Origin of the sequence: Pseudomonas sp. B21-051, from assembly GCF_024748795.1 — a bacterium.
Taxonomy (GTDB): Bacteria; Pseudomonadota; Gammaproteobacteria; order Pseudomonadales; family Pseudomonadaceae; genus Aquipseudomonas; species Aquipseudomonas putida_A.
Genome location: NZ_CP087166.1, coordinates 5,088,727 through 5,099,677, shown reverse-complemented (window position 1 = coordinate 5,099,677; position 10,951 = coordinate 5,088,727). Strand labels below are relative to the sequence as shown.

Here is a 10,951-nt window from a genome sequence, read left to right as displayed (position 1 = left end):
TTGAGGCATGCGCAGAGTCAACCAAGGCTTCACCCTGATTGAAATCATGATCGTGATTGCGATCATCGGGATCATCATCACCATCGCCGCACCGAGCTACACCGAATACCTGAAAAAGGGCCGGCGCGCCGAAGTGGTGTCGCTGCTCTCGGAGCAGGCGCAGAGCCTCGAACGCTTCTATACCAAAAACAACGTCTACACCGGCATCACCGGTCTGAGCACGGGCAATGATTTCTACACCATCACCCCGACGATCGCTGATCAGACCTTCCTGCTGACGGCCACCCGCAAGGCCGGCACGACCATGGCCACCGACAAGTGCGGGGATTTCACCCTGACCAACACCGGCGTCAGAGGCATGAACAACGCAACCACCGGGCTGACCACCAAGGATTGCTGGGGCCGCTGAGGTACCTTCTCAAGGGCGCCTTTTGCGCCCACTGTCTTTTTTACGGTTGGATCAAACATGACCAGGCAACAGCAAGTGGTGATTGTCGGTGGCGGGGTGATTGGCCTGCTGACCGCCTACAACCTCGCCTCCGAAGTGCGCAGCGTGGTGCTGCTGGATCGTTCGAACGTCGGCCAGGAATCGTCCTGGGCCGGCGGCGGTATCGTTTCGCCGCTGTACCCGTGGCGCTACAGCCCGGCAGTCACCGCGCTGGCGCATTGGTCGCAGGACTTTTATCCACAGCTGGGCGAGCGGCTGTTTGCCGATACCGGGGTTGATCCTGAAGTGCACACCACCGGCCTGTACTGGCTGGATCTGGAAGATGAAGCCGAGGCACTGGCCTGGGCCAAGCGAGAAAACCGTCCGCTGCGGGCTGTGGATATCTCGGCGGCGCACGATGCGGTGCCGGTGCTGGGCGGCGGGTTCTCTCGGGCGATCTACATGGCCGATGTGGCCAACGTGCGTAACCCGCGCCTGGTCAAATCATTGAAAGCCGCTTTGCTCGCGCTGCCGAACGTGACGATTCACGAGCAATGCGAAGTCAGCGGGTTTGTTCGCGAAGGCGAGCGGGTGGTTGGCGTCGAGACGTCCAAGGGCCTGATCCGCGGCGAGCAGATCGTGCTGACTGCCGGGGCATGGAGCGGTGATCTGCTAAAGACATTGGACCTGACGCTGCCGGTGGAGCCGGTCAAGGGCCAGATGATTCTCTACAAGTGTGCGGCGGATTTTCTGCCGAGCATGGTGTTGGCCAAGGGGCGTTATGCGATTCCGCGTCGCGACGGGCACATCCTGATCGGCAGTACGCTGGAGCACGAAGGGTTCGACAAGACCCCGACCGATGTGGCGCTGGAGAGTCTCAAGGCCTCGGCGGTGGAGTTGCTGCCGGCGCTGGCGGAGGCCGAAGTGGTGGGGCACTGGGCCGGTTTGCGCCCAGGCTCACCGGAGGGGATTCCGTATATCGGCCGTGTGCCGGGGTTTAAGGGTTTGTGGCTGAACTGCGGGCATTACCGCAACGGCCTGGTGCTGGCGCCGGCGTCGTGTCAGTTGTTTGTCGATGTGATGCTGGGGCGTGCGCCGATTATTGATCCGGCGCCTTATGCGCCAGAGGGACGCATTTAAGCAAAAGCAAAAGATCGCAGCCTGCGGCAGCTCCTACAGGAACGCATTCCCATGTAGGAGCTGCCGCAGGCTGCGATCTTTTAAAGGCTCAATCCAGACCGAGTTTCTTCAGCCTATAACGCATCGACCGAAACGAAAGGCTCAAGCGCTGCGCCGCCGCTGTACGATTCCAGCGCGTTTCCTCCAGCGCCTGCAGGATCAGCTTGCGCTCGACGTTCTCCAGATAGTCCTCAAGGTTGTCGATCTGCGTCAGGTCGGCAATACCGCCTTCGACCGCGCAATTACCTTCGCTGAGACGTAAGTCCGCCGCCTCGATCAACTGGTTTTCACACAACGTGTGCGCCCGTTCGAGGACGTTTTCCAGCTCCCGCACATTCCCCGGAAAGCGGTAACTCTTCAGCGCCTCAAGTGCCTGCGGGTGCAGGCGGGCCGCCGCGCGGCCGCTGCCTGCCGCCAGACGCTGGAGCATGTGCGCAGCCAGCACTTCGATGTCATCGCGCCGTTCGCGCAGGGATGGCACGCGCAGTTCGATCACGTTCAAGCGGTAATACAGATCCTGGCGAAAGCGTCCGGCGGCGACCTCGGCGTCGAGATCCTTGTGGGTGGCGCAAAGAATGCGCACATCAACCACCGCTTCCTGCTGGCCGCCGACGCTGCGCACGGCTTTCTCCTGAATTGCTCGCAGCAATTTCACCTGCATCGACAGCGGCAGGTCGGCGACCTCATCGAGGAACAGGGTGCCGCCGTGGGCAGCCTGGAACAGTCCGGGTTTATCCTCGACTGCGCCGGTGAAGCTGCCCTTGCGATGGCCGAAAAACTCGCTTTCCATCAGTTCGGACGGAATTGCCCCGCAATTGACCGGCACGAACGGCTTGGCGGCGCGCGGCCCCTGTTCGTGGATCAGCCGTGCGACCAGTTCTTTGCCGCTGCCCGATTCACCGCTGATGTAGACCGGGGCCTGACTGCGCGCCAGTTTGTCGATCTGTTTGCGCAGGTCTCGCATGGGCTGCGAGTCGCCGAGCAGGCGTCGATCGATCGGCGAACTGGCGCCACCCGCCGCCGGCATGCGCAATGCGGTGCTGACCAGTTCGCGCAGGCGCGTGAGATCAACCGGTTTGGTGAGGAAGTCGAAGGCCCCGGCCTTCAGCGCATTGATCGCGGTTTCCAGGCTGCCATAGGCGGTGATCATCGCCACCGGCAGTTGTGGATAGCGTTGCTGGATGTGCTGCACCAAGTCCAGCCCCGTGCCGTCCGGCAGGCGCATGTCGGTCAGGCACAGGTCGAAGGTGTTGTTGTGCAGCAACGCTTGGGCTTCGCCGAGGTTGCGTGCGCTGAAGGTGTCGAGTTTCATCCGTCCCAGGGTGATTTCCAGGAGTTCGCGGATATCCGGCTCGTCATCGACGATGAGGATTTTTTGCCGTGGGCTCGTGTTCAACTTTGTTTCCGTCCGTGAGCAAAGGTGATGCGAAAGCAGCCGCCGCCTTGGCGTGGTTTGAAGTCTAGGCGCGCCTGGTTGCTTTCGCACAGCTCACGGGACAGATAAAGCCCAAGGCCGGTGCCTTGGCTGCTGGTGGTGAAGAACGGTTCGAACAGATGCGCCTGCTGATCGGGCGGCACACCGGGGCCGTTGTCCTGTACTTCGAGCACCGCGAGCTGGCTGTCGGGGTCGACGAACAGCGCCAGCCAGACCTCGGCCTGCTCATGCAACAGGGCGCTGTGCCGCCAGCCGTTGCGTAACAGATTGTCGAGAATCTGCGTGAGCTGGTCGGGGTCCATCAGCGTGATGAAGTCCCCGGAATTGATCCGCAAATGAATCGTTTGCCGCACAGTGGCCTGTTCGCGGCTCTCGGCAACAAAGTGTTCCAGCCACGGTTTGAGATCCAGGCGTTGCGGAGCGCTCTGCTGGCGGCGCGACAGTTGCAGGACGTTTTCGATGACTCGGTTCATGCGCTGGGAGTGGTCTTGAATAATCTGCGTCAGACGCCGATCCGCGCTATCGAGTTCCTCGGACTCCGCCAATAGCTGCGCGGCATGACTGATGGCGCCCAGCGGGTTACGGATTTCATGGGCGATGCCGGCGGTCAGGCGCCCGAGTGCGGCGAGCTTGAGTTGCTGGGCTTGCTGGGCGACTTGCGCGAGGTCTTCGAGAAATATCAGGGTCTGCTGGTTCGGGCTCTGTGCGAGGGCGATGAAGTTCGGTTGCAGCTCCAGACCATTGCCGGGAATCTTCAGGCTCTGCGGGCGCAGGGTCGGGTTACTCAGCCACAGTTGCAGGCGCTCGACCAGTGCCGGCGAGTAGTCATCGATCAAATGCCCCTCAAGGTGCGACTGCGCCAGCAGGTTTTTCGCGCTGTGATTGGCCAGTTGCACCCGGCGCTGTTCGTCGAGCACGAGGATGCCGGTGCGCATGCGCTGCAGAATCAGGGCGTTGAGGGCCTCGAGGCCGACCACCTCGCTGGCGCGCTGTTCGGCGAGGGTCTCGCTGACTTCCAGACGCCGGATCAGGCCCTGGACCAGCAGCGATGCGGCAAAACACAAAGCGCCGAGGGTCCCGGCTTGCAGGTAATCATTGGCGCTCAGGGGATGGCTGAAACCCAGCAGGAAACTGGAAACGACAATGCCGAGCGCGCCGATGGCGGCAATCAGCAGGCCGATGCGTCGGCGCAGCAGGGTATTGGCGATCGCCACCGAGACAATCAGCAGGTTGCCGATGGCGCTGGCGACGCCGCCCGCCGCGTAGAACAGACCGCACAGCAGCAGCACATCGACCAGCGCCAGGCTGAACAGCTGCGCCGGGCGGCGGGTGTTCTCCAGGAACACCACCAGCAGAATGTTCAGCACCAGATACAACCAGCTGCCGCTGCGCAGAAGGTCGTCGTCGGCCGACGTCAGCAGGCGGTTGTCCATGTTGCTGGAAATCAGCAACACCAGGGTGATGCCGACGCTTAAACGGTAGAGGTGATAAAGGCGCAGCAGACGCTGCGCCTGTTTACTGTCGGCGTTGGCGGCCTCAGCGATCACTGGTGCCCGGGCCTTGCTCAAGGTGAGCCTGGCTGCAATACCACTGTTGCTGAAGGTTTAGCGCGCGATCGCGCGGCAGGTGCACGCCGCAATGGGCGCAGCGCACCATCGGCGCGGCGTCTTGCTCGCGGGGCGACTGGGCGGAAGCGGCGGGCGCCTTGAATTTGCGCCACAGCCATACCGCGGCGAAAATCAGGACAATCCAGAACAGTAAACGAAGCATGATGGGCGGCTTTTCGGCTGATGATTCGGCAGTTTAGCCAAGGAGCCGGCAAGCGCACAGACTATTAATGCGCGGCAATGAAAAAGGGAGATCCGCAGATCTCCCTTTTTTGTGCCGCCGGTATGATCAGTCGAACACGCCGAAGGTCATGTAGCTGAACCACGAACGGTCTTCGTTGTTGCCTTCAGCCTCGTGATGTTCTTCTTCAATCACGTCACCGTTTTCGTCTTTAGGCTTGAGCTCGTTCGGGATCGCGTCTTTCGCGTCCTGGAACTGCTTCTGCACGTCCTGGTTGGCGCGGGTTTCTCCCGGCGGCAGCGGTGGACGCGATTCGATCAGGCCCAAAGTCGCCTTGCTCAGGAACGAACGGTTGTCGGCTTCGGCGACCGATGGCACGAACTGACCGTCTTTCAGGCTCGGGTGGTTCGGGTAGTTGAGCTTCAGGGTTTCCAGACTGGTGGCGGCCAGATCGTCCAGATGCAGACGCTGGTAAGCCTCGGTCATCACCGCCAGGCCGTCGCCGACCGATGGGGTTTCCTGGAAGTTTTCCACTACATAACGGCCACGGTTGGCGGCGGCGACGTAGGCCTGACGAGTCAGGTAGTAGTCGGCTACGTGGATTTCGTAGGCCGCCAGCAGGTTGCGCAGGTAGATCATGCGCTGCTTGGCGTCCGGCGCGTAGCGGCTGTTCGGGTATCGGCTGGTCAGCTGCGCGAACTCGTTGTACGAGTCGCGGGCAGCGCCCGGGTCACGCTTGGTCATGTCCAGCGGCAGGAAGCGCGCCAGCAGGCCGACGTCCTGGTCGAAAGAGGTCAGACCTTTCAAGTAGTACGCGTAATCCACGTTCGGATGCTGCGGATGCAAACGAATGAAACGCTCGGCGGCGGACTTTGCAGCTTCCGGCTCGGCGTTCTTGTAGTTGGCGTAGATCAACTCCAGCTGTGCCTGATCGGCGTAGCGACCGAACGGATAACGCGACTCCAGGGCCTTCAGCTTGGCTGTGGCGCTGGTATAGCTGTTGTTGTCCAGGTCAGTCTGAGCCTGCTGATACAGCTCGGCTTCGCTGAGGTTTTCGTCTACGACTTCCTTCGATGAGCAAGCAGCGGTCAATGCGAGGATGGCGATCAGCAGCAGGTGTTTCACTTGCATGGCGGCTTGCGTCCCTATGACGGCCGCTGTCTTGGGCGGGGCCGTCCTGTTATGATGAGCGCCCCGTTGAAAAGCCTCGGGGCAAAAGACGCCGTATTTAACCACAAGCGCGCAGCCGAAACCAAAGGCTGTGCCGACGCCCAGTCAGAGCATGTCCGATAAAATTGAACTTCGCGCAGAGGTGCCGTCCGATTTGGGCGGCCAACGCCTCGATCAAGTCGCCGCCCAACTCTTCGCTGAGCACTCACGCTCGCGCCTTTCCGCCTGGATCAAAGAAGGTCGCCTGACTGTGGACGGGGCGGTCATCCGCCCGCGCGACATCGTGCACGGCGGTGCCATCCTTGAGCTGACTGCCGAGCAGGAAGCCCAGGGCGAGTGGATCGCCCAGGACATCGAACTCGACATCGTCTATGAAGACGACGACATCCTGGTGATCAACAAGCCTGCGGGCCTGGTGGTGCACCCGGCTGCCGGCCACGCCGATGGCACCTTGCTCAATGCCTTGCTGCACCACGTGCCGGACATCATCAATGTCCCGCGTGCCGGTATCGTGCATCGCCTGGACAAGGACACCACCGGTCTGATGGTGGTGGCCAAGACCATTCAGGCGCAGACCAAGCTCGTTGCCCAGCTGCAAAGCCGCAGCGTCAGCCGGATCTACGAGTGCATCGTGATCGGTGTCGTGACCGCCGGGGGCAAGATCAACGCCCCGATCGGCCGTCATGGTCAGCAGCGCCAGCGCATGGCAGTGATGGAAGGCGGCAAGCCGGCCGTCAGTCACTACCGCGTGCTGGAGCGTTTCCGGTCCCACACGCATGTGCGGGTCAAACTGGAAACCGGCCGCACCCACCAGATTCGCGTGCACATGTCGCACATCAACTTCCCGTTGGTCGGCGACCCTGCGTACGGCGGTCGTTTCCGCATTCCGCCTGCCGCGAACCCGACCATGGTCGAGTCGCTCAAGCACTTCCCGCGTCAGGCCCTGCACGCGCGTTTCCTCGAGCTGGATCATCCGACCACCGGTGAGCGCATGAGCTGGGAATCGCCGCTGCCAGAAGACTTCGTCTGGCTGCTGACCCTGCTCAAGCAGGATCGCGAGGCATTCGTCGGATGAACTGGCTGACGCCGGACTGGCCTGCGCCGGCCAGCGTCAGGGCCTGTGTCACCACCCGCGAGGGGGGTGTCAGCGAGGCGCCGTTCGACAGCCTCAATCTGGGTGATCATGTCGATGATCGCCCGGAAGCAGTCGCCGAGAATCGTCGGCGTCTGACCGAACACTTCTCTATACAGCCTGCCTGGTTGCAGCAAGTACACGGGACTGCCGTGGCCCATGCTGATCCGGGCGTGGTTGCCACCGCCGATGCCAGTTGGACGGCGACTCCCGGGATTGCCTGCACGGCGATGACCGCAGATTGCCTGCCGGCATTGTTCTGCAACCGTGCCGGTACTCGCGTCGCGGCGGCTCACGCCGGTTGGCGCGGTTTGGCGGCGGGAGTACTGGAAGCGACTCTCGATCATCTCGACACTGCTGCGGCGGACGTACTGGTCTGGCTCGGCCCGGCCATTGGCCCGAAAGCCTTTGAAGTCGGCCCGGAAGTACGCGAAGTCTTTGTCAATCAATTGCCGGAAGCGGCATCCGCCTTCGCCCCCAGCCACAATGCTGGCAAGTTCATGGCCGACATCTACCTGCTGGCGCGCCTGCGCCTGGCTGAACGCGGTGTCACTGCGGTTTATGGCGGCGGTTTCTGCACTGTGACCGATCCACGCTTCTTTTCTTACCGCCGTGCGTCGCGCACTGGCCGTTTCGCCTCCCTTGTCTGGCTCACCCGCTAGACTTGCCTGACCTGAATCAACTCGCTGACGCTTGAATCTCCCAGAATCGACCGCATCTACAGTGGTATCTGGCAGGTTTCTTTATTCAGGATGGTTTTTAGGTCCGGCCTGCTCAAAAGGAAGGTGACCCCATGCGTATAGACCGTTTAACCAGCAAATTACAGTTGGCGTTGTCCGACGCCCAATCCCTGGCCGTTGGCCACGATCATCCCGCCATCGAGCCGGCGCATTTGATGCAAGCCATGCTTGAACAGCAGGGTGGTTCGATCAAACCCTTGTTGATGCAAGTCGGCTTCGACGTCAACAGCCTGCGCAAAGAGCTGACCAAAGAGCTCGATCAATTACCGAAAATCCAGAACCCGACCGGCGACGTCAACATGTCGCAGGATCTGGCGCGTCTGCTCAATCAGGCCGATCGCCTGGCCCAGCAGAAGGGCGACCAGTTCATTTCCAGCGAGCTGGTGCTGCTCGCCGCGATGGACGAGAACAGCAAGCTCGGCAAACTGCTGCTCGGCCAGGGCGTGAGCAAGAAAGCTTTGGAGAACGCGATCAATAACCTGCGCGGTGGTGAGGCGGTGAATGACGCCAACCACGAAGAGTCGCGTCAGGCGCTGGACAAATACACCGTCGACCTGACCAAGCGCGCCGAAGACGGCAAGCTCGATCCGGTGATCGGCCGTGACGACGAAATTCGCCGCACCATTCAGGTTCTGCAGCGTCGCACCAAGAACAACCCGGTGCTGATCGGTGAACCTGGCGTGGGTAAAACCGCGATTGCCGAAGGTTTGGCCCAGCGCATCATCAACGGCGAAGTGCCGGACGGCCTTAAAGGTAAGCGTCTGCTGTCGCTGGACATGGGCGCACTGATTGCCGGTGCCAAGTATCGCGGTGAGTTCGAAGAACGCCTGAAAGCGCTGCTCAATGAGCTGTCGAAGCAGGAAGGGCAGATCATTCTGTTCATCGACGAGCTGCACACCATGGTCGGCGCCGGCAAGGGCGAAGGCTCGATGGATGCCGGCAACATGCTCAAACCGGCACTGGCGCGCGGTGAGCTGCACTGCGTCGGCGCTACCACGCTCAACGAGTATCGCCAATATATAGAGAAGGATGCGGCCCTCGAACGGCGTTTCCAGAAAGTCCTGGTGGACGAGCCGAGCGAAGAAGACACCATCGCCATTCTGCGTGGCCTCAAGGAGCGTTATGAGGTTCACCATAAAGTGGCGATCACCGACGGCGCGATCATCGCCGCGGCCAAGCTCAGCCATCGCTACATCACGGATCGGCAGTTGCCGGACAAGGCCATCGACCTGATCGACGAGGCCGCCAGCCGTATCCGCATGGAGATCGACTCCAAGCCGGAAGTGCTGGATCGTCTGGAACGTCGCCTGATTCAGCTCAAGGTTGAATCTCAGGCACTGAAGAAAGAAAGCGATGAAGCAGCGATGAAACGCCTGGAAAAACTCCAGGAAGAAATTGTCCGCCTCGAGCGTGAATATTCGGATCTGGAAGAAATCTGGAACTCGGAAAAAGCCGAGGTACAGGGTTCGGCGCAGATTCAGCAGAAGATCGAGCAGTCGCGTCAGGAACTGGAAGCGGCGCGCCGTAAAGGCGACCTCAACCGCATGGCCGAATTGCAGTACGGGGTGATCCCGGATCTGGAGCGCAGCCTGCAAATGGTCGACCAGCACGGCAAGAGCGAAAACCAGTTGCTGCGCAGCAAGGTGACCGAAGAGGAAATCGCCGAAGTCGTTTCGAAGTGGACCGGTATTCCGGTGTCGAAAATGCTCGAAGGCGAGCGCGACAAGCTGATGAAGATGGAAAGCCTGTTGCATCAGCGTGTAATTGGTCAGGACGAGGCGGTGGTCGCGGTCGCCAACGCGGTACGGCGCTCGCGTGCCGGGCTGGCGGATCCGAATCGTCCAAGCGGCTCGTTCATGTTCCTCGGCCCGACCGGTGTCGGTAAAACCGAGCTGTGCAAGGCGCTGGCCGAATTCCTCTTCGATACGGAGGAGGCGATGGTGCGGATCGACATGTCCGAGTTCATGGAGAAACATTCCGTGGCGCGGCTGATCGGGGCACCACCAGGCTACGTGGGTTACGAGGAGGGCGGTTACCTGACCGAAGCGGTGCGCCGCAAGCCTTACTCGGTGATCCTGCTGGACGAGGTCGAGAAGGCGCATCCGGACGTGTTCAACATCCTGCTGCAAGTGCTTGAGGATGGACGGCTGACCGACAGCCACGGACGCACGGTGGATTTCCGCAATACCGTGATCGTCATGACCTCGAACCTCGGTTCGTCGCAGATCCAGGAACTGGTCGGTGATCGTGAGGCGCAGCGTGCAGCGGTGATGGACGCGCTGACGTCGCACTTCCGTCCCGAGTTCATCAACCGGGTCGACGAAGTGGTGATCTTCGAGCCTTTGGCGCGGGACCAGATCGCGGGCATTACCGAGATCCAGTTGGGCCGTCTGCGCAGTCGTCTGGCCGAGCGCGAGCTGAAGCTTGAGCTGAGTCCGGAAGCGATGGACAAGCTGATTGCCGTTGGTTACGACCCGGTTTATGGCGCACGTCCTCTCAAACGTGCGATCCAGCGCTGGATCGAAAACCCGTTGGCGCAGTTGATCCTGTCGGGGCATTTCCTGCCAGGCGACACGGCGACCGGCAAAGTGGTCAACGACGAAATCGTTTTCGACTGAGCCTCAACGCCAATGAAATAAGGAAGGCCTCGCTTTGCGAGGCCTTTTTTTCGTTAGGCTGTTGAACTCTAAGGAAAAGGCTTGTAAAGTGCGCCCCGCAGTCAGTCACCGGCAGCGTTTCAACCCACTGGGTTGAAAACTGAAATAAGTTGCAAATCATTAACTTGAAAGCAATTTAGGGGGTTGACAGAGGTGTTCTAGGTTGTAGAATAGCGCGCCTCAGACACACGAACGCAGCGATGCGAAAACGATGTCGAGAAGCTTCAGGTTTCACCGTTGTAAATTGAAATATGTAGTTCCGTGATAGCTCAGTCGGTAGAGCAAATGACTGTTAATCATTGGGTCCCAGGTTCGAGTCCTGGTCACGGAGCCAATTTCAAACCGGGGTATAGCGCAGTCCGGTAGCGCGCCTGCTTTGGGAGCAGGATGTCAGGAGTTCGAATCCCCTTACCCCGACCATTT

General features: G+C 60.7%; 9 protein-coding genes and 2 tRNA genes. 7 read left to right on the top strand and 4 right to left on the bottom strand.

The window, feature by feature from the left end; translation table 11 throughout:
- Positions 1-7: 7 nt before the first annotated feature.
- Both LOY52_RS22930 and thiO read left to right on the top strand, forming a co-directional pair.
- Complete coding sequence (locus tag LOY52_RS22930) at positions 8-409, top strand: type IV pilin protein (RefSeq protein WP_258676060.1); 402 nt, start codon at positions 8-10, stop codon at positions 407-409.
- Positions 410-466: 57 nt separating this feature from the next.
- Positions 467-1,567 carry a glycine oxidase ThiO gene (gene thiO / locus LOY52_RS22925; protein WP_258676059.1) on the top strand — a complete coding sequence of 367 codons (1,101 nt, stop codon included), beginning with the start codon at positions 467-469 and terminating at the stop codon, positions 1,565-1,567.
- Positions 1,568-1,655: 88 nt separating this feature from the next.
- On the opposite strand, the gene LOY52_RS22920 is transcribed toward thiO, so the two are convergent.
- The 4 genes from LOY52_RS22920 to LOY52_RS22905 all read right to left on the bottom strand — a co-directional run bounded on the left by LOY52_RS22920 (position 1,656) and on the right by LOY52_RS22905 (position 5,960).
- Complete coding sequence (locus LOY52_RS22920) at positions 1,656-3,002, bottom strand: sigma-54 dependent transcriptional regulator (RefSeq protein WP_258676058.1); 1,347 nt, start codon at positions 3,000-3,002, stop codon at positions 1,656-1,658.
- On the bottom strand, positions 2,999-4,588 hold the full coding sequence (locus LOY52_RS22915) for a PAS domain-containing sensor histidine kinase (RefSeq protein WP_258680029.1): 1,590 nt from the start codon (positions 4,586-4,588) through the stop codon (positions 2,999-3,001). Before LOY52_RS22915 ends, LOY52_RS22920 begins: the two co-directional genes overlap by 4 nt.
- Positions 4,578-4,811, bottom strand: coding sequence for a PP0621 family protein (locus tag LOY52_RS22910; RefSeq protein WP_007963850.1), 234 nt, complete (start codon positions 4,809-4,811; stop codon positions 4,578-4,580). Before LOY52_RS22910 ends, LOY52_RS22915 begins: the two co-directional genes overlap by 11 nt.
- Positions 4,812-4,937: 126 nt before the next feature.
- Entirely contained in the window at positions 4,938-5,960 is a 1,023-nt protein-coding gene (locus LOY52_RS22905) for an outer membrane protein assembly factor BamD (RefSeq protein ID WP_123588157.1), read from the bottom strand.
- A gap of 151 nt (positions 5,961-6,111) precedes the next feature.
- On the opposite strand from LOY52_RS22905, the gene rluD reads away from it, so the two are divergent.
- From rluD to LOY52_RS22880, 5 genes are all read left to right on the top strand, one after another.
- Entirely contained in the window at positions 6,112-7,074 is a 963-nt protein-coding gene (rluD, locus tag LOY52_RS22900) for a 23S rRNA pseudouridine(1911/1915/1917) synthase RluD (RefSeq protein WP_007963852.1), read from the top strand.
- Positions 7,071-7,793 (top strand): peptidoglycan editing factor PgeF, encoded by a 723-nt coding sequence (gene pgeF, locus LOY52_RS22895; protein ID WP_258676057.1) that lies wholly within the window; start codon positions 7,071-7,073, stop codon positions 7,791-7,793. The genes rluD and pgeF overlap by 4 nt, the downstream gene beginning before the upstream one ends.
- Before the next feature lie 131 nt (positions 7,794-7,924).
- Complete coding sequence (gene clpB, locus LOY52_RS22890) at positions 7,925-10,489, top strand: ATP-dependent chaperone ClpB (protein WP_007963856.1); 2,565 nt, start codon at positions 7,925-7,927, stop codon at positions 10,487-10,489.
- A 297-nt stretch (positions 10,490-10,786) separates the two neighbouring features.
- Positions 10,787-10,862 (top strand) — tRNA-Asn (locus LOY52_RS22885).
- Between the two features lie 9 nt (positions 10,863-10,871).
- A tRNA-Pro gene (locus LOY52_RS22880) sits at positions 10,872-10,948 on the top strand.
- Positions 10,949-10,951: the final 3 nt, after the last annotated feature.

Excerpts from the sequence above, each read along its gene's own strand:
- LOY52_RS22930 (WP_258676060.1), top strand. The coding sequence starts at position 8 with ATGCGCAGAGTCAACCAAGGCTTCACCCTGATTGAAATCATGATCGTG.
- thiO (WP_258676059.1), top strand. The coding sequence starts at position 467 with ATGACCAGGCAACAGCAAGTGGTGATTGTCGGTGGCGGGGTGATTGGC.
- LOY52_RS22910 (WP_007963850.1), bottom strand. The coding sequence starts at position 4,811 with ATGCTTCGTTTACTGTTCTGGATTGTCCTGATTTTCGCCGCGGTATGG.
- LOY52_RS22905 (WP_123588157.1), bottom strand. The coding sequence starts at position 5,960 with ATGCAAGTGAAACACCTGCTGCTGATCGCCATCCTCGCATTGACCGCT.
- rluD (WP_007963852.1), top strand. The coding sequence starts at position 6,112 with ATGTCCGATAAAATTGAACTTCGCGCAGAGGTGCCGTCCGATTTGGGC.
- pgeF (WP_258676057.1), top strand. The coding sequence starts at position 7,071 with ATGAACTGGCTGACGCCGGACTGGCCTGCGCCGGCCAGCGTCAGGGCC.
- clpB (WP_007963856.1), top strand. The coding sequence starts at position 7,925 with ATGCGTATAGACCGTTTAACCAGCAAATTACAGTTGGCGTTGTCCGAC.